The sequence below is a fragment of the Nonomuraea sp. NPDC049269 genome, assembly GCF_043197155.1.
Classification (GTDB): Bacteria; Actinomycetota; Actinomycetes; order Streptosporangiales; family Streptosporangiaceae; genus Nonomuraea.
The window spans coordinates 1361266-1377862 of the sequence record NZ_JBICSO010000001.1 but is presented as its reverse complement, the minus strand read 5'-3'; the positions used below and the strand labels follow the sequence as shown (position 1 = coordinate 1377862).

At 68.9% G+C, this 16597-nt stretch carries 19 protein-coding genes and 1 pseudogene; 8 read left to right on the top strand and 12 right to left on the bottom strand.

Annotation, left to right across the window (positions count from 1 at the left end; all coding sequences use genetic code 11):
* Nucleotides 1-11 precede the first annotated feature (11 nt).
* The 7 genes and pseudogenes from ACGFNP_RS06270 to ACGFNP_RS06240 form a co-directional block, all read right to left on the bottom strand.
* Complete coding sequence (locus tag ACGFNP_RS06270) at nt 12-656, bottom strand: DUF5753 domain-containing protein (RefSeq protein ID WP_393316603.1); 645 nt, start codon at nt 654-656, stop codon at nt 12-14.
* Nucleotides 657-860: pseudogene (locus tag ACGFNP_RS06265) on the bottom strand (helix-turn-helix domain-containing protein); the annotation flags it as partial.
* 17 nt (nt 861-877) lie between these two features.
* Nucleotides 878-1381: a DUF6879 family protein gene (locus tag ACGFNP_RS06260; RefSeq protein WP_358326787.1), complete on the bottom strand. Its 504-nt coding sequence runs from the start codon at nt 1379-1381 to the stop codon at nt 878-880.
* Nucleotides 1374-1613 carry a hypothetical protein gene (locus ACGFNP_RS06255; protein ID WP_358326789.1) on the bottom strand — a complete coding sequence of 80 codons (240 nt, stop codon included), beginning with the start codon at nt 1611-1613 and terminating at the stop codon, nt 1374-1376. The genes ACGFNP_RS06260 and ACGFNP_RS06255 overlap by 8 nt, the downstream gene beginning before the upstream one ends.
* 142 nt (nt 1614-1755) lie before the next feature.
* A complete protein-coding gene (locus tag ACGFNP_RS06250; protein WP_393315455.1) occupies nt 1756-2379 on the bottom strand; it encodes an FMN-dependent NADH-azoreductase in 624 nt (207 codons plus the stop codon).
* Nucleotides 2380-2442: 63 nt separating this feature from the next.
* Nucleotides 2443-2724, bottom strand: a complete 282-nt coding sequence (locus tag ACGFNP_RS06245) for an antibiotic biosynthesis monooxygenase (RefSeq protein WP_393315452.1) — start codon at nt 2722-2724, stop codon at nt 2443-2445.
* The gene (locus tag ACGFNP_RS06240) at nt 2721-3296 is read right to left on the bottom strand and encodes a DUF2867 domain-containing protein (protein WP_393315449.1); all 576 of its coding nucleotides are present in this window, start codon (nt 3294-3296) and stop codon (nt 2721-2723) included. Before ACGFNP_RS06240 ends, ACGFNP_RS06245 begins: the two co-directional genes overlap by 4 nt.
* Nucleotides 3297-3362: 66 nt before the next feature.
* Here ACGFNP_RS06240 and ACGFNP_RS06235 point away from each other — a divergent pair, with 66 nt between their 5' ends.
* Entirely contained in the window at nt 3363-3974 is a 612-nt protein-coding gene (locus tag ACGFNP_RS06235) for a TetR/AcrR family transcriptional regulator (RefSeq protein WP_358326800.1), read from the top strand.
* A 361-nt stretch (nt 3975-4335) separates the two neighbouring features.
* Here the strand turns inward: ACGFNP_RS06235 and ACGFNP_RS06230 are convergent, their stop codons facing one another.
* Nucleotides 4336-5619: an ABC transporter ATP-binding protein gene (locus tag ACGFNP_RS06230; protein ID WP_393315446.1), complete on the bottom strand. Its 1284-nt coding sequence runs from the start codon at nt 5617-5619 to the stop codon at nt 4336-4338.
* A gap of 351 nt (nt 5620-5970) precedes the next feature.
* Here ACGFNP_RS06230 and ACGFNP_RS06225 point away from each other — a divergent pair, with 351 nt between their 5' ends.
* Together ACGFNP_RS06225 and ACGFNP_RS06220 are read left to right on the top strand one after the other, a co-directional pair.
* A complete protein-coding gene (locus ACGFNP_RS06225; protein ID WP_219535195.1) occupies nt 5971-6996 on the top strand; it encodes a LacI family DNA-binding transcriptional regulator in 1026 nt (341 codons plus the stop codon).
* A gap of 10 nt (nt 6997-7006) precedes the next feature.
* Entirely contained in the window at nt 7007-7870 is an 864-nt protein-coding gene (locus ACGFNP_RS06220; RefSeq protein WP_393315442.1) for a PfkB family carbohydrate kinase, read from the top strand.
* A 63-nt stretch (nt 7871-7933) separates the two neighbouring features.
* On the opposite strand, the gene ACGFNP_RS06215 is transcribed toward ACGFNP_RS06220, so the two are convergent.
* Together ACGFNP_RS06215 and ACGFNP_RS06210 are read right to left on the bottom strand one after the other, a co-directional pair.
* The gene (locus ACGFNP_RS06215; protein ID WP_393315439.1) at nt 7934-9049 is read right to left on the bottom strand and encodes a hypothetical protein; all 1116 of its coding nucleotides are present in this window, start codon (nt 9047-9049) and stop codon (nt 7934-7936) included.
* A gap of 9 nt (nt 9050-9058) precedes the next feature.
* Nucleotides 9059-10747, bottom strand: coding sequence for a serine/threonine-protein kinase (locus ACGFNP_RS06210; protein ID WP_393315436.1), 1689 nt, complete (start codon nt 10745-10747; stop codon nt 9059-9061).
* Between the two features lie 96 nt (nt 10748-10843).
* Here ACGFNP_RS06210 and ACGFNP_RS06205 point away from each other — a divergent pair, with 96 nt between their 5' ends.
* The 4 genes from ACGFNP_RS06205 to ACGFNP_RS06190 all read left to right on the top strand — a co-directional run bounded on the left by ACGFNP_RS06205 (nt 10844) and on the right by ACGFNP_RS06190 (nt 14665).
* Nucleotides 10844-11791, top strand: a complete 948-nt coding sequence (locus tag ACGFNP_RS06205) for a GNAT family N-acetyltransferase (RefSeq protein ID WP_393315433.1) — start codon at nt 10844-10846, stop codon at nt 11789-11791.
* Between the two features lie 80 nt (nt 11792-11871).
* Nucleotides 11872-12879 (top strand): sensor histidine kinase, encoded by a 1008-nt coding sequence (locus ACGFNP_RS06200; protein ID WP_393315429.1) that lies wholly within the window; start codon nt 11872-11874, stop codon nt 12877-12879.
* A 66-nt stretch (nt 12880-12945) separates the two neighbouring features.
* The gene (locus ACGFNP_RS06195; protein ID WP_358326819.1) at nt 12946-13569 is read left to right on the top strand and encodes a response regulator transcription factor; all 624 of its coding nucleotides are present in this window, start codon (nt 12946-12948) and stop codon (nt 13567-13569) included.
* Between the two features lie 73 nt (nt 13570-13642).
* Nucleotides 13643-14665, top strand: a complete 1023-nt coding sequence (locus tag ACGFNP_RS06190; protein WP_393315425.1) for a WD40 repeat domain-containing protein — start codon at nt 13643-13645, stop codon at nt 14663-14665.
* A 20-nt stretch (nt 14666-14685) separates the two neighbouring features.
* On the opposite strand, the gene ACGFNP_RS06185 is transcribed toward ACGFNP_RS06190, so the two are convergent.
* The gene (locus tag ACGFNP_RS06185; RefSeq protein ID WP_393315422.1) at nt 14686-15291 is read right to left on the bottom strand and encodes a maleylpyruvate isomerase N-terminal domain-containing protein; all 606 of its coding nucleotides are present in this window, start codon (nt 15289-15291) and stop codon (nt 14686-14688) included.
* 41 nt (nt 15292-15332) lie between these two features.
* The gene (locus ACGFNP_RS06180) at nt 15333-15983 is read right to left on the bottom strand and encodes a winged helix-turn-helix transcriptional regulator (protein WP_393315419.1); all 651 of its coding nucleotides are present in this window, start codon (nt 15981-15983) and stop codon (nt 15333-15335) included.
* Between the two features lie 128 nt (nt 15984-16111).
* On the opposite strand from ACGFNP_RS06180, the gene ACGFNP_RS06175 reads away from it, so the two are divergent.
* The gene (locus tag ACGFNP_RS06175) at nt 16112-16594 is read left to right on the top strand and encodes a DUF3237 domain-containing protein (protein ID WP_393315417.1); all 483 of its coding nucleotides are present in this window, start codon (nt 16112-16114) and stop codon (nt 16592-16594) included.
* Nucleotides 16595-16597 lie beyond the last annotated feature (3 nt).

Sequence of the window (16597 nt, the reverse complement as noted above, 5' to 3'; positions counted from 1 at the left end):
TACGACGAATTTCAGTTCAGTGCGCGGATAGCGGCATTGATCAACGTCTGCGCCTTCGAGCCGAAGACGGCATCAGCGGTCAGGTCATCGAACAGTTGGACGTAGAGGGCGATCTCGCGAGGCTGCGTGATGGTCACCGCCGCCGTCAGTAGTTCGATGAACACCTGTGCCTCGTCATAGAGGTGGAAGTTCTCGGCGGGCTTCTGGACCCGTCGCCCCTCGATAGGCACTATGCCCAGGGAAATGTTCGGGCGTCGCATCGCGACCAGGAGGTGGTTCAACTGATCCCGCATCACCTCGCCGGGGAAGGGCTGAGCGCGTAGCGCCGACTCCTCCACAAGGATTGCAGCTCGGCGGGTGCCATCATCCAGCAGCCGTTGACGATCCACCCGTACTCGGATCGCATCCTCGATGTCCGGGGGATTTGAACGATGCAGCTCCGCGCCGCGCAGCATGAGCGCCCGCATGTAGCCGGGGGCTTGCGCGGGCCAGGGGAATGTGGTGGAGCTGTAGAAACGGTAAAGCCGAGTCTCCTCGTACAGTTTCCGCCGCATCTCGTTGAGATGCTTCTGACTACGCTGATATTGGCGCCATTCCATGTAGGCGCTCTCGACGTTGCGAGAGGCCGCGATCAGGTCAGGAATCTCCTCTGGCACGCCGCAGAGGCGGCACCAAATCTCGATGTCCGTCTCCGTCGGCGGGGTACGGCCGGACAAAAGGCGGGAGCACCTGGATTCCTCCCAGCCGGCCTGCCTCGCCAGGGCACGCGAGGTCAGGCCGGACTGTCGAAGGATCACCCGTAGCCGGTTGCCGATGGCCTTACGGGCTTGCTGAGCGTTGCTGGACGATGACGCGGGCACGGTACGAGGCGCGGTGACTAGGCGGGGTTGTACTCAGCGTGGTCAATGCCGCGCTCCCAGACGGCCTCAAAGGCCGAGCTGCACAGGCTGACCACTGCCGGATCGTCGGTCATCTCGTACCCGACGAGTTCACCGTCACCCGATGAGAAGATCAGCCGCACCAGCCCATCGTCGAACTGCCAGAAGTCACAGCCAGGCAGCGCCAAGTCGTAAGCACGTTGCCGAGACAGCCAACGAACCAGCTCCCCGGCCGCAAGGTTCGCGGCGGGGGTGATGGCGTGCTCGTACCGGATGTAGTCGCTGAACGGTTCGGAGACGACTCTCGCGCGACGGAAGGTGACGCCTCGCGCCATGTGCCGGCGGATGAGGTTCACCCAGGAGGACAGGTAGTCGTACTTGGAGATTTCTTCGATACGGACGCCCTCGCGCCATGCCCGGTAGCCCTCACCGCTGAGCCCATAGGTGTCCCGCATCTCGAGGTGAGTAACCGAGCGCTGGGTTTTGTTCAGCAGCTCAGCCAAAGTTGGGATTGTCGCCACCCAAAGCCTCCCAAATCGCCTTACGCAGCTCCGGAGGAATCCGGAAGGCACGCTCGTCCGGTGCGATGTGACTGTACTGCTCGATCTCGGATATCACTTCGGGGTCCTCGATTGGCCAGCCGACGAACACGAGGCTGAGGTCAGTCTCATCGACGGAGACCGAAGGGCAGTTCTCGGTGTCGCTGCCGCCTTTGCCGTAGAACCGTAGCGCCATGGTCCCTCCCAGTCTTCGAGTGTGTACGGACTGTCACCTGCGCAGCCTGAACGCCGGCTCTCAGGCCGTCAAGAAAGGGGGTCCAAATGGTCCTGGCCTCGTGGCTAATGTCGTCTTCACCAGGCACGATCGGCGGAAGTCGCTAGAAGCGCCTGGCGACCTCTCGGGCTCGCTCGTCGGCCTGCTTCCGCTCGTCCTCGTACGACCCGGTCAACGTCGGATGGTGCCGAATCTCCTGAACGTCGTCGATCCCGGCCCAGCGCAGCCACCCGCCGAAGAACGTCGACTGGAAGTCACTCCCGAACTCCGCCCCGACCCCCGGCCCCCAGACCGCGCTGGTGTAGACGACCGCGGCCCGCTTCCCGCGCAGCAGATGTTGGTAGCCGGTCTCCGCATCCACCCCGAACACCATGCCCGGCTGGCTGACCACGTCGATGAGCTGCTTGAGCTTGTACGGAACGCCCGAGTTCCACATCGGCACGCTGAACAGATACCGGTCATAGGCGTCGAACCACTCGAACGTCCGCACGGCCGCCTCCCAGGCCACCGCCTCCTCTCCTTCGGGCACACCCCCTCCGAACACAGTCATCTTGGCCTTCGCCGCGGCGGGCCCGAACTCCGGCAGGCTTCCATCCCACAGATCGAAGTGGTCGACCTGCGCCCCGGGATGCGTGGCGTGGTACTCCTCGACGAAGGTCGAGGCGATGGCCAGCGAGATCGACTCCGCTCCTCTGGGGGAGGCGGAAATGTGCAGGATCGGCTTCATGATTGCCCCTTTCCGGACTGCGGTCCGCTTGTAAGGGAACAATACGGACCGTGGTCCGGTTCGTCAACTGCGGGCCACGACTCGAACAATCTCGCGAGGCCGTACCTCGCGCTCGTCATAGGCCAGATCGAGTTCCGCCTCCTGTGCCGCGGCCAGCGACGCGGCGAACGCCTCGTCCGACTCCCACTGCACGATCGAGATCACCGCGTCGTCGGACAGCCAGCAGTCGGCCGACAGGCATCCTGGTGTGCCACGGAACACCTCGGCGACCTGGTGCACCCGGGCGATGAACTCCTCCCGGTGCAAGGCGTGCGGATAGTGACTCGCGATCATTCCGATCTTCATGCCGCCCCCCTCTGCCAGCCGCGGCCGATCAGCCGGATCAATGCCGGGTCCACGATCAGGTGGCGGAAGGGCCTGATCGCGGCCATGTAGGCCCTGCCGAACAGGCCGTTCGGCTTGACGAGGACGGCCAGCTGCCCGTGGTGGCCGCCGGAGGAATCCGGCACCCAGCCGATGTGCATGACGGTGTGCACGGTCTTGTTGGCCAGCTCCGCCGCCCACTCGGTGTCGGTCAGATAGACCGAGGTGAGGGGCACCGCGACGGGGTCCGGCGCGGGCGGGCCGTCGCGCAGGTCGGCGGGCAGCCGGTTGCGCAACGTCTCCACGCGTACGCCGACGCCGGTGTCCGGCCGGTCCCAGCCGAGCAGCTCGCCGATCTTCCAGCGCAGCGCGAACAGGGCTCGGGTGGCGCCGGAGAAACGGCCATCGCCGGTGACCATCTGCCGCACCAGGCGTTCCAGGTCGTCGGGGCCGCCGGGAGTGGGCAGCTCCCATACGTCCTCGAGCCGGAAGTCGGGTGTCAGGGTGTGGATCCGCCAGGGGCGTGAGGTGTGGGCGGTGTCCGGGAGTCTCATGAGTGGGTGGCCTCCGTTTCTGTGTCGGCCAACATAGAATATGATTCATAGCATAGAGGAGGTGGCGTGACAACGCGACGAGAGCAGACCAGTAACGAGAGCCGCGAGTTGATCCTCGCCGCGGCGGCGGAGCTGTTCGCCGAGAAGGGCTACCGGCAGACGACCTTCATCGACGTGGCCCAACGCTCCGGGATCAGCAGGGGCTCCATCCCGTGGCACTTCGGCAGCAAGGAGGGCCTGCTGCTGGCGGTGCTCGAACGTTCGGTGGCGATGGTCCGCGACAGCCTCGCCGAGCTCCCAGAGTCGAAGCTCGAAGAGCTGCACCTGGCGGCCGGCGCGATGTTCGCGCTCCCGACCACCAAGCTCTTCGTCACGCTCCTGGTCGAGGCGCTGGAGCCGGATTCACCCATCCGCGGGCGCTACGTCGAGATCCACGACACTCTGCGCGAGCACTGCCGGCGCTGGCTGGAACGGCTGCCGCTTCCTCCGGGGGTGTCGGCCGAGGCGCTGGCCGTCGCGATCATCGGCGCCGGCATCGGCATCCACCAGCAGTGGCTGCTGGCGCCCGAGCGGGTCGATGCTCAGCAGGCGCTGGCCGCCCTCAGCGCACTGGTGGCCGGGATCCTGCCGCCCACAGGCGATCTCCACCGCACGGGAGAGGGCGCCGCCCACAGCTAACCGCCCGCACAGCTAATAGTCCCGAGCGCCGCCACCGTGACGTCGTTCGAGGAGAACAGAATCCGAATCGTCGGAGTCACCGAGTTCGATAAGCCAGGCTTGGAACTCGCGCCGCTCTGGTGCGGCGCTGGAACCCGAGAGCGGCGATCGTCAGGAGGGCCGCCCAGATGGCGCAGTACCCGCCGAAGACCGCGCCCCCGCGGTCGCTGACTACCGCCCCTCCGAGCATGCCAATCGCCCCCGATCGCCGCGTAACCGGCCCATCGAGAAGTCCAGTAAGTCATGCCACCAAGCGTGCCGACGGCGGTGACAGGTGGCCTCCCCACCGTGAGCCATCGCTTTCCCCCGCCCGGGGGAGGTGTCAGCGGCGGGGTGGGTCGATGCGGCCGCCATCGGGGGTGAAGATCATCAGGCGCGCCTGGTCGACGGCCACCTTGGCCGGTTCGCCGGCCCGCCAGGCCGGGCGCCCGCCCAGGCGGACGATGATGTCGGAGCGCCGGTGGGTGCCGCTGCCGACGTTCTGCCCCACCTGTTCCTGCTGCTCCCGTTCCTCCTCGCGCTGGGAGAACATCCGGCGGACCAGCCCGCCGAGCCCGCCGGCCCCGTTCTTGTCACCGTTGGTCTTCGCGCGCCGGTCCGGCGGCTCGGGCACCGGTACGGCGGGCATGCCGCACTCGACGTAGGCGAGCCACTCATGACCGTGGTACTCCAGTGCCCGCACGCGGCCGAAGAACGACGGCCCCTCGTACGACTCGGGCACCGGCGCCAGGCCGTCGGGGCGCATGCCGACCAGCACCTGGCCGCCCGTGTGCTGCGAGATGGCGTACGCCCGGGGGTCGCTCCACGGGATCGTCAGCCGGTGCGGGCCGAAGTCGAGCAGGACGTACTGGTTCTGCGGCGTGTGTACCGTCGCGGCCAGGAGGTTCAGCTGCTGCGAGTTGAGGAAGGCCGCCACGAACGCCGTCGCGGGGTCGTTGTAGATCTGCGACGGGGTGCCCACGTCCTGCAGGACGCCGCGGTTGAGGATGGCGATGCGGTCGGCCAGCGTGAGCGCCTCGACCTGGTCGTGCGTGACGTAGATGGTGGTGACGTTCAGCGATCTGACCAGGGCGGAGATCTCCATGCGCAGCTCGGTGCGCATGCCGGCGTCGAGGTTCGACAGGGGCTCGTCCATCAGGAACAACTTGGGCTGGCGGACGATCGCCCGCCCCATCGCGACGCGCTGGCGCTGGCCGCCGGACAACGTGCCCGGGCGGCGGTCCAGCGTGTCGTCGATGTGCAGCGCCTTGGACAGTTCGGTGACGCGCTCGCGCACCTGCGCCGGGTCGGACTTGGCGATCTCCAGGGGAAAGGCGATGTTGCCGCGTACGGTCCTGTGCGGGTAGAGGGCGCCGTTCTGGAACACCATGGCGACGTCGCGGTCACGCGGGGCCAGATGGTTGGCCAGCTGCCCGTCCAGCCAGAGGTCCCCTTCGGTGATCTCCTCGAGGCCGGCGATCATGCGGAGTAGTGTGGACTTGCCACAGCCCGAGGGTCCGAGCAGAACGAGGAACTCGCCATTTTCGGCCTTCAGGCTCAGTCGGTCTACTGCCAGGTAGTCACCCGGGTACACCTTGGTCACTTTGTCGAGAACGACCGAGCTCATGGGCCCAACACCTTGCGCACGTGTCACCTGTGACGGGGCTGATTGAAGGGGTAGTACATCGCGCCTTAACGCTGCATGTCCACCCTTGTCATAAAAGATCTCCGCCCAATCGGGTTTCGGTCAGGGGTTTGGGACATCCGCTGGTGAAAAAGTCCGGAAAAACGGGGCCCTGGAAGGGCTTGCGTAAACTTGCGGCAAGGGCTTTCATGGTCGAGACCGTCTAGGGTTACGGAGCATGATCAGGGGGTGGCGCGAGGCCGTGGCCGATCACGTGCGCAGGAGCGGCTCCGCCTGCGGTGACGTCCTGTACGCGCCACATCCGGCGGCCCGGTGGAAAGTAAAGTGGCGGCCATGACCGGTCACGCGCGCCTCGCCGACATCGCCGCCCAGGCCGGGGTGAGCGAGGCCACGGTCAGCCGGGTGCTCAACGGCAAGCCGGGCGTCTCCGCCGCCACCCGCCAGGCCGTGATGGCCGCGCTCGACCTCATGGGCTACGAACGGCCGCCCCGGCTGCGGCAGCGCAGCAACGGGCTCGTCGGCCTGGTCACGCCCGAGCTCGACAACCCGATCTTCCCGGCGTTCGCCCAGGCCATCGAGAAGGCGCTGACCCAGCACGGCTACACGCCCGTGCTCTGCACCCAGCTGCCGGGCGGCGCGCCCGAGGACGAGTTCACCGAACTCCTGGTGGACCGTGGGGTGAGCGGCATCGTGTTCGTGTCGGGGCTGCACGCCGACACCACCGCCCGGATGGACCGTTACACCAGGCTCACCGACCGGGGGCTGCCGATCGTGCTGGTCGACGGCTACAGCGAGCACATCGACGCGCCGTTCATCTCACCCGACGACCGGCTCGCCGCGCGGCTGGCCGTACAGCATCTCGTGGACCTCGGACACGAGCGGATCGGGCTGGCGCTGGGGCCGCGCAGGTTCGTCCCCGTGATCAGGAAGATCGAGGGGTACCGGCAGGCCATGGCCCAGCTCCTCGGTACGAGCGCGGTCGACGAGTTGATCGCGCACTCGTTGTTCTCCGTCGAGGGTGGGCAGGCGGCGGCCATGCAGCTCCTGTCCCGCGGCTGCACCGGCATCGTGTGCGCGAGCGACCTGATGGCGCTGGGAGCGATCCGCGCCTGCCGCGAGAAGGGGCTGGCCGTGCCGGGCGAGGTGTCGGTGGTCGGCTTCGACGACTCGCCGCTGATCGCGTTCACGGATCCGCCGCTGACGACGGTGCGCAAGCCCATCGGCGCGATGGCCACGGCCGCGGTGCAGACCCTGCTCGAAGAGGTCAACGGCGCTCCCGCCAAACACGTCGAGCTCGTCTTCCAGCCCGAACTGGTCGTCCGCGGCTCCACCGGCTCCGGCCCGCTGGTGAACCGATGACGGTGAGCCGTTGATCCGCGACGTCCTGGTCCTCGGCGGTGCCGGGGTCGACACCACCGTGTACGTGCCCACGCTGCCCCTGCCGTACGAGGACACCTACGCCGTGCCGCCCGTGATCGACCGGATCGGCAACACCGGCGCCGGTGTCGCGCTCGGTTGCGCGGCGCTCGGGCTCGACGTCGCGTTCGCCGACCTGATCGGCGACGACCCGCAGGGCGCGCTGATCCGCCACGCGCTGCGCGGCCTCGACTTCGCCTGGGCGCCGGCGGCGGCGGGCACCCGGCGCAGCGTCCTGCTGGTCGGTCCGGACGGCCGCCGCACCTCGCTGTTCGACCCCAGGAGCACGCCCGGCGAGCGGCTCCCGCGCCACCTCTACACGGGTGTCGAAGCGCGGCACGCGCACGTGTCGATCACCGACTTCTGCCGTCACGTGTACCCGGACCTCGACATGCCCGTCTCCACTGACCTCCACGACTGGAACGGCGTCGACGACTACCACCAGGACTTCGCCTACCGCTCCGACCTCGTCTTCCTCTCGGCCGCCGCGCTCGCCGACCCGGCCGCGACCATGGCCGGCATCATCGAACGCGGCCGCGCCCACACGGTCGTCTGCACCCGCGGCGCCGAGGGCTGCCTGGTCTTCACCCGCGACACACCGCTGCGCGCCTTCCCGGCCGCGCCGCTGCCCGGCCCGGTCGCCGACAGCAACGGCGCGGGCGACGCGTTCGTCTCCGGCTTCCTGTACGGCAGGCTCCGCGGGCTTCCGCTGGAGCAGTGCGTACGGCTCGGCGCCACCGCCGGAGCCCACGCCTGCACCGTCCTCGGCACCCACGAGTCCCCGATCACCGAGCCGGTCCTGCTGAGCCGCGCGTAGGAGCCGAGGCCCCTGGTGGAGACCGTCGAAGTCACCCGCGACCTGAACTCCCTTGACCCCGTCTCAGCGATACTCCGTGATCGCGTTCTGGCCGATCGCCCACAAGGGCTTCCCTGAGGTCATCCCGGTCACCGGGGCGGAGGGGGTGACCCGTGACCAACGTCCGCCCGCCTCCGCCAGGAGCCGGTAGCTGTCGTTCCCCGGATCGGGGTTGAACCGATGGGAGGCCACCCACACCACGCCGCCGCTGTCGCGGGCGATCCCGGTCAACCGCCCGCCGTCCAGGGCGACCGCCCGCCAGGCGGTGCCGTTCCACCGGTATGACAGCGGGCCGAACGTACCGTCCGGCGTCTCGTAGCCGCCGACCGCCCATACGTCGTCGGCGGCCACGGCCAGGACGGCGTCGAGCCGAGACTCGAACGAGCCGGGCGGCGACGGCGCGGGCAGCGGCATCCGCTGCCAGGTCCGGCCGTCGAAGTGCGCGACGGCGGGTTCCGACTGCGCGGAAGCGTCGTCCGGCACCGGGTCCGACTCCCCGACCGCCCAGATGTCCTGGGGCGAGCGCGCGAAGGCGGCGTGCGTGACGATGGGGATCGCCTGGCTGGTCCAGCGTTGCCCGTCGAAGTGCCGTGCCCACCCGTCGCCGAACGTCCACGCCTGCCCACCACCCAGGGCGATCACCTCGGACGGACTCGCGGCCTCGTCAGAGGTGTCCACCGGATCGGGGACGAACGACCAGCGCCGGCCGTCGAAGTGCAGCAGCCCGGACTCGCCTCCCTCCTTGTCCTCGGCGATGACCCATACATTGCCGGGCTCTGAGGCGTCCACTTTGGTGAGCGTGACGTACCGGGCCTGCTTCGGCAGTTCCTTCGCCAGTCGTCGCCAGCGCTTGCCGTCCCAGCGGACCAGCAACGCCTCGTGGCCGTCGGTGCCGAAGGTCCGCTCGCCGACCGCCCACGCGTCGCTCTCGCTCGTGGCCGTGATGTCCAGGAAGTCGGCCCCGTGGTCCAGGCCTTTCTGCCGGTAGACCACCCGCCAGCGTCCCTGGGGGCGGGTGGCGGCCGGGGTGCCGCTCGCCTTCACCGAGCGGGTCTCATCAGGGACTGGTTGCGAGCCGGCCGTACATCCGGCCAATGTCAGTACCGCCGCCAAGGTGACGAGTACCAGTCGCGGGCCCATCCTGCCTCCTCAAGAGGTGGGCCGGAAGACGGAGCCGGACCTCTCCGCACCCGCCAGGGCACCGACACACCGGTAGACCCGCAGGCCCTGATCGAACTGCGCCGACGAAGGCGGCATCACATCCGCGAGCCACTTGTCGCCGGCGATGTTCTTGGCCGCGCCGTACCGCGTGGCCAGCAGGACGGCCGTGGAGCAGACCTTCTTCACCAGGGGATGTCTCGCCAGATCACGCTGATCGTAGGTGAGGGAGTCAGCCGGAAGCGGGGCGATCGCGAACGTCTCCCAGGAATGGGTCTCCTCGCAACCAAGCCGCCTCGCCGTCGTGTCGCCCGCGGAGACGACCAGGCCGGCCCAGCATTCGGAGTCCCTGACGCACGATGCCTTCGCCCCGGGCACGGCGGACGCGGGGCATCCCTTGGTGTAGGTCTCCACGCCGGCGATCCGGGCGGCCGCCGGGGACTTCCGCGCGGCCGTCCCGGTCGCTTGCGGGGCTTGCCCCGTCTCCGGCCCGCGGGTGAAGTGCTCATAGATGACCACCCCCGCGCCTGTCGCCAAGACCAGCGCACAGGCCGACACGATCACCAGGAACACCCTGGAGACGCCCCGGGGAGCGACCGGCTCAACGGTGTCGTCCCGCCGGACATCCCGGCCGCCGCCACTCCGCCGTCTATGCCCCACGGGCCGGCTGACGGACCGGCTGTCGAACTGGCCGGCATGACCGGGCCCAGGCGGGCTGACCGGCTGCGATGCGGCGTACTGGTACGGGTCGGCCGGCCTACCGGCACCTGGCGCTCCCGACGGGACGCTGTTCGGCGATCCGGCCCATACCGGATCAGCGCCCTGCGACCTCGGATCCGAGCCCGACCACATCGGGCCCGAGCCTGACCCCACCGGCTCGGCGTCGAGGCGCAGGGCGGTCAGCGCGTCGCGGAAGGCGGCGGCGCTCGGTGTCCGCTGGTGCGGGTCGCTGACGAGCGCCTGACGCAGAACCGCCGTCAGCGCCGGCGGCACACCCGGAATGTCGGGAACCGGCAGGCGATGCATCGCCAGCACCATCGCCAGGTTCGGCACCCCGCTCTCCGGGAAACGGGGCGGACGCCCGGACAGCAGCGCGTACAGCGTGGCCGCGAGTGAATAGACGTCACCGGCAGCGCTCGGCTCGGCGAGCTCGAACGCCTCCGGAGGAGCGTAGGCGGGCGTCAGCGACTCCCGCGTCACCGACGCGTCGGGTCCCGAGTCGGGCATCGTGGCCAGGCCGAAGTCGGACAGCGCCACGTGCCCGTAGCGGTTGAGCAGCAGGTTGGCGGGCTTGACGTCGCGATGAAGCACGCCTTGGGTGTGCGCCGCGGCGAGCGCGTCGGCGATCCGCACCCCGACGTCCCGCACCGCGTCCGGCCGCAGGCGCTGACCGGAGAGCGACCCGCCGGGACAGAGTTCGAGCACCATGTACGGCCGGCCGTCCGGAAGCAGCCCGGCATCGTAGACGGGGACGACATGGGGATGCCCCGACAGCGCGCCGGCCGCGGTGACCTCGCGCAGGAAGCGGCGCCTGTCGCGGTCGGAGAGCAGCACTCGGTTGTCCACCTTGAGCGCCACCTCCCGACCGACGGCGGACTGGAGCGCGAGGTAGACGATCCCGAAGCCACCCTGCCCCAGCACGCCCCGGATCTCATAGCCGGGAACCGATATTTCGGACACGCGCGAGAGCGTAGCGTGTCCGTGTACGCGTCATGCGGTGTCGGCGGGGCCGCCGCGTCAGGCTCGTATTGACACCAGCGCTTCCACCGTGTTTCGATGATCAACCTCTTCGCCGCCCGGTTGGAGCAAGCGACGATGGTGGAGATTCATCCGGCCACGCCGGATCTCGTCAATATGTGGCGCCTGGACTGGGACAAACGACTCCATGCCAGATATGAGGCTTGGGGATATGGCGCCGGCGATATCGCCGAGGCCGTCGAAATCTCCGCCGTCAGCTGGCGTGAAGCGGCTGACTCCGCCCTTTTCGCCGTCATGGCGAACGGGTGCGCAGTGGGTTTCGTCGCGGTGGCGGCGGCAGCCGGCGAAGGATTCGTGCATGACATCTGGATCGCCGCCACCGATCGTGGGCGGGGGTACGGCACGACTGCTTTGAAGCACGCGGAGAATTGGTGTGCCGGTCGTGGCGTCAAGGTGGTCAATGCCGGTCTCGACGGCTCGGACGCGGCGCACCTGGCATTGTTCCGGGATTATTCCGTGCAGGTGCAGACCATGGCCAAAACCATCGGCGCCTGCTCTCCTCCCACCGATGGCCCGCTTGACCGGAAACCGCGAGCGGATGAGTTCCGGGTATGGCTGGAGCGCGAGGCGACCGACTACGCCAAGAGCCTGGAGGCCGAAGGCCTGGCGCCCGAGGAGGCGTGGGACGCGGCCCGCCTCGCCCTCGACCGGGAACTGCCCAAGGGTATGGACACGCCCGGCCACTCCTTCCACGTGATCGAATCCGCGGGCGAGGTCATCGCGTCCATCTGGATTCAACTTGATCGCTGGGCGGGCCGCGCCTTTGTTTTCTCGGTGTGGGTCGAGGAAAGCCGTCGCGGCCACGGGTACGGTCATGCGCTCATGCGAGTGGGGGAGCGGGTGGCGGCTCGGCACGGCAATCACCTGCTGGCGTTGAACGTTTTCCCCGCCAACGAGGAGGCCGTTCAGCTGTACGCCACTCTTGACTACCGGGTCGAAGAGCAGATTCGCGGCAAAGCGCTTTAGCTACGGGCTTGGCGGCTCCTGCGGTCTCGTCCGGGGCCTGTTGGGCAGGCCGCCGGCCGAGGCGCTCTAGGGTCGGACTCGTGAACCTCATCGGCTTGTGCGCGCGGGTGGTGGCGGGCACGCGGCGCGTCCCGCCCGCCTACTCGGCCGTGGGCGGGGGAGCGGTCTCCCTGGCGATCACCGCCTACTATCCGCTGACGGGCACCCTTGGCGGCGCCACGTTCTGGCTGCTGATCGAGGTTCCGGCACTGCTCGCCCTGACCATGCTCGCGGCCCGCCGCGCGCCTGTCGCGGCCCTCGTACCTGGTCTCGCGGTTTCGGTCATCCTGCTGCGCATGGTCTGGCCCGGGCCGCTCTCGTTGGTTCTGGCCGGCTGTACGGGCTGGTCGCTGGGGGCGGTCGGGGCCGCCGCGGCCGGGCTCTACCTGCGTTCGCTCGACGGGAACCGGCGCCGGGCGGTGGTGCGGGCCGTACGGGATCAGCAGCTCGCTCTGGCCCGTGACCTGCACGATTTCGTGGCGCACGATGTCAGCGGCATGCTCGTACAGGCCCAGGCGGCCCGGCTCGCGCCAGGGCTGCCGCCGCAGATCGAGGATGCCCTGCGGCGCATCGAGGAGGGCGGCCAGCGGGCCCTGGCCTCGCTCGACCGTACGGTCCACATGCTCAACGAACCCGCCAGAGGTCCCGCACCCGGCATCGACGGGCTGCGGGACCTCGCCGACGGGTTCTCGCCGACCGTCCGGGTGAATCTCTTCGTCGAGGCGGAGCAGATTTCGCGCGAGGCGTCGGCGACCGCCTACCGGGTGGTGACGGAGGCGCTGACCAACGTACGCAGGCACGCGCCGCGTGCGACCACCGTCGACATCGCGGTGACGAGAGACGGGGACATGCTCCGTGTCCGGGTGGACGACGATGGCAGCGGTGGCCGGCCGGAGGCCGACGAACGCGGGAGCCGCTTCGCCGAGCACGGTCGCGACGGCGGCTTCGGCCTGGCGGGCCTTGCCGAAGTGCTTGAGTCGGTCGGCGGCTCCCTTTCCGCGGGTCCCCACGGCACGGGCTGGCGCGTCACCGCGGTCGTCCCCGTCTGAGTCCGGAGCCGCGGGCCGGAGGTGGGATTGTGGGGTGACGTACGCGCGGCTGGAGGGGGAAGGACCGTGACGACACGGGTTCTCATCGCGGATGATCAGGATGATGTACGGATCGGGTTCCGGCTCATTCTCGACTCGCAGCCCGATATGACGGTCGTGGGGGAGGCGGCCGACGGCCGGGCGGCCGTGGAGCTGGCCCGGCATCTCAAGCCCGACGTCGTACTGGCCGACATCCGGATGCCCAAGCTCGACGGGCTTGAGGTCACCAGGGTGCTCGCGCAGGAGACGCGGGTGATCGTGGTGACCACGTTCGACCTCGATGACTATGTGCACACCGCGCTCCGCAACGGTGCTTGCGGGTTCCTGCTGAAGCGGTCGGGGCCGACGCTGCTCATCGAGGCCATTCGCGCCGCCATGGCCGGGGACACGCTCATCAGCCCGCAGGTCACCGTGCGGTTGCTGCGCCACCTGCGCGGCTCCAAGGCGGTGCCGCCGAAGGATCCGCTCACCGAGCGGGAGGTGGAGATCGCGCGCCTGGTCGCGCACGGGCATACCAATGCGGAGATCGCGGCCGAGTTGTTCATCAGCGCCGGCACGGTGAAGACACATGTGGCCAATGTCCAGCGCAAGCTCGGAGCGGCGAATCGGGTGGGGATCGCGGCCTGGGCGTGGAACTCGGGGACCGCTTGACGGGGTAGGGCAGTAGCCTCGATTTGTGATCAATTTAAGGAATCGTCGGCTCTCGCGGTGGAGCGCGGCGGTTGTGGTCGCGATCGTCATCGTGGCGGCCGTCGCCTGGTGGTCCAGCCGGGAGTTACGGCCATGTGAGCGGCTCGACCGCTGGCTGGATCGCAGCGGGTGTGTGGCCGTACATCACGTGCCGGGGTTCGTGGGGAACGAGGCCTTGAGGAGCTTTCCCGCGATCGCCTTCGCACCCGATGGGAAGCACCTGAGCATGGTCGGCACCGAGGTGCAGCGGACCGACCAACCGGAGGAAGACAAGCAGCCGCCGCCTCAGCGGACGGCGCTTGTCACGATCGTCACCCCCAGCGGGGCGGTCACCGGTCACACCGCTGACGGCCCCTATCTTCGAGGCGGCCTGGTCGGCACGCTCGGCGTCTCCTGGACGGGCCGGTACGCCGCGGGGGTGTTCTTCGAACCCGCCTGGCGAGGCACCGCGTCCGAGGATGGCGGCACCTTGCCCAAGGGACGCGTCCGCCTGTGGCGTCTGGACGGTAGTCCCGGAGGCTGGGAATCACCGGTGATGGAGCTGCCCCGGACCCAGGGGATGATCTTCTCTCTCGATGAGACCGCGGTCGAGGCGGCCGGCCTGTGGTGGGACGTGCGAACGGGCAAGCGGCTGGAATCGCGGGACCAGGACGCATGGGGGCGCCGGTGGGGAGCACGGGAGGTGGCCAGCGCGGACGGCACGGTGAAGGCGGCTTGGGACGGTAAGGCCGGGCAGGTGACACTGTCGGACGCGAGGTCGGGAAAGGTGCTGCGAGCGCTGCCCGGCGACCTGGGGCCGGAGGCGGATGTGATCGGCCCATGGTTCCACTTCAGCCCGTCCGGCAAGCGGCTGTCCATGATCGCCACAGTACGGGGACGCGACGACGCGGCCCTGCGCGTCTGGGACATCGGATCGGGCAGCCGGCTGTTGAACCTCGCCTCGCCCCTGCTGCGCACCCGCAGCGCCTGGTCTCCCGACGAACGGGTGCTCGCGGTCGAAGCGACAGGTGACAGCCGCGAGGAAGGGGGCGGCGTGGCCTTGTTCCGGCTCCCGTGATCCTCCACTGGTTCCTGCCCTCAACCCGTCCGTGGGTTGGTCCCGTCCCACTGCGTCAGCGGTGCGCAGTGCCATCGCCAGCCTGTCTGCCGCTCCTGGCCCCACAGGTCGGCTCGTCCGTTGGCCCACAGCAGGGTCTCCCAAGCCCCGGCCAGCCCAGGAGCCCAGGGGAACAGGCGGCCCAGGGTCGGCAGAGCGAGCTCTTCGGAAGGGACGAAGTCCGGTTCCAGACCGAGTGAGGCGTCGTAGGTGTGGACGAGCAGCTCGTCGCAGGCCATGGCGGCGAAGCCGGACGCGTCCGCCAGCCCGTACGGATGCCAGCCCCGGGCGTCCGGTGGTGCGCCTTCCACGACCCTGGCCAGCACGGTGGCGAACGTTCCCAGCGTGGCGATGAGGTCCTGAGGAGCGGTTTCCGGCCGTACCGCGAGGTCCATGGTGCTCAGTTCCCGGCCTCCGGCGGCGAGGTCGGTGGCATACCACAGGAGGCCGTCGGCCGTGTGGGCCACGGCCTGCGCCACGGTCCACCGCAGGCCGGGGATCGGGCCGGACCAGTCCTGGCCGGCGGCCGATTCCAGGAACGCCTGACACTCGGCCGCTGCCTTCATGATCATGTTTGTGTCGGTCATCGCCGATCATGTTGGACCCGTTCGGGGGTATGCGCAATCCTCTAGCGGTTGAGTCCGAAGAGGTCTCTCGTGGCTTGGACGGCGTCAGGCCTTCCTTGAACGTGGAGACGGCCGGTGGAGACGGCGGCGAGTGACGCGGCGGGATCGCGCCCGATCTCGGTGAGGGTCGCGGCATCGGCGAAGGTCAGGACGGCGTCGGGATCGTCGGCGTGGCCGGGGCAGGTGCGCAGTGCGCCGTCGGCGATGCGGGCGTGCATGGCGTCGGTGCCTACCCTGAACTCGACGGTGAGCGACAGGGCCTGGGCCCGCTCCGGCTGGAACATCGCCCACAGCGACGGCGTGATCCAGTGGACCTGGAAGGCGTCGTCGTCCTGCTCTCCGAGCAGGCGCATGCCGAACCGGGCCAGCTCGGTCATCGCCGGTTGCAGCTCCCGGCCGAGCGGCGTCAGCTCGTACACCTTCGATGCGGCGGGCGCGGGAAGCGTGCGCCGGCTGACGATTCCCGCTTCCTCCAGCGTCTTCAGCCGGGCGGCCAGCATGTCGGTGGAAATGCCCACGAGCCCGCCAAGGAGATCGACGTAGCGTTTCGGGCCGTCCAGCAGTTCGCGGACGACCAGCAGGGTCCACCGCTCGCCGACCAGGTCGAGCGTTTTGGCCACCGCGCAGTAGTGACCGTAGGAACGCGATGCCATGACGGCAGCGTACCGCACGTCATGCCAAGTCCAAGCTCTTGATCTGAAATTCAGAGCTATCACTTGACTTTTCCAAGTGATCGTTTCAAGGTGGTGCCACGGCAGGACTACCGGCTCCGGAGGACCCCATGACCCTTCTCGACACAGACCCAGCCATCACCGAGGTCGCGGTCGAGCGCCTGTGCGACTTCGCCATCACGTTCCAGACCATGCAGACCTTGTCCACCCCGCTGGGCACGCGCATGATCGCGGTCGTCGAGCGCGGAACCGTCGAGGGGCCGCGGCTGCGCGGCGAGTTCCTGCCCGGCGGCGGTGACTGGATCATGGTCGGCTCCGATCGCGTCGCCCGCCTCGACGTCCGGGCGACGATCCGCACCCATGACGGCGAGCTGGTGTTCGTCACCGTCACCGGTCGCGCCACGCTCTCGGACGAGGCGATCAGCCGACTCTGGGTCGGTGAGACCATCGGCTGGGACGAGATGCACGCACGGTCCGCGCCGCTGTTCGAGACCGGCGCGGAGCGCTACGCGTGGCTGAACTCCACCGTCGCCATCGCGGTCAACGAGCTGTCGCTCAACCACGTCAACTACCGCGTCTACCGCATCAAGTGATCC

What these genes read in the sequence shown, in the direction of transcription:
- ACGFNP_RS06255 (WP_358326789.1), bottom strand. Translation starts at nt 1,613, where the DNA reads ATGGCGCTACGGTTCTACGGCAAAGGCGGCAGCGACACCGAGAACTGC.
- ACGFNP_RS06250 (WP_393315455.1), bottom strand. Translation starts at nt 2,379, where the DNA reads ATGAAGCCGATCCTGCACATTTCCGCCTCCCCCAGAGGAGCGGAGTCG.
- ACGFNP_RS06245 (WP_393315452.1), bottom strand. Translation starts at nt 2,724, where the DNA reads ATGAAGATCGGAATGATCGCGAGTCACTATCCGCACGCCTTGCACCGG.
- ACGFNP_RS06240 (WP_393315449.1), bottom strand. Translation starts at nt 3,296, where the DNA reads ATGAGACTCCCGGACACCGCCCACACCTCACGCCCCTGGCGGATCCAC.
- ACGFNP_RS06230 (WP_393315446.1), bottom strand. Translation starts at nt 5,619, where the DNA reads ATGAGCTCGGTCGTTCTCGACAAAGTGACCAAGGTGTACCCGGGTGAC.
- ACGFNP_RS06225 (WP_219535195.1), top strand. Translation starts at nt 5,971, where the DNA reads ATGACCGGTCACGCGCGCCTCGCCGACATCGCCGCCCAGGCCGGGGTG.
- ACGFNP_RS06215 (WP_393315439.1), bottom strand. Translation starts at nt 9,049, where the DNA reads ATGGGCCCGCGACTGGTACTCGTCACCTTGGCGGCGGTACTGACATTG.
- ACGFNP_RS06205 (WP_393315433.1), top strand. Translation starts at nt 10,844, where the DNA reads ATGATCAACCTCTTCGCCGCCCGGTTGGAGCAAGCGACGATGGTGGAG.
- ACGFNP_RS06185 (WP_393315422.1), bottom strand. Translation starts at nt 15,291, where the DNA reads ATGACCGACACAAACATGATCATGAAGGCAGCGGCCGAGTGTCAGGCG.
- ACGFNP_RS06180 (WP_393315419.1), bottom strand. Translation starts at nt 15,983, where the DNA reads ATGGCATCGCGTTCCTACGGTCACTACTGCGCGGTGGCCAAAACGCTC.
- ACGFNP_RS06175 (WP_393315417.1), top strand. Translation starts at nt 16,112, where the DNA reads ATGACCCTTCTCGACACAGACCCAGCCATCACCGAGGTCGCGGTCGAG.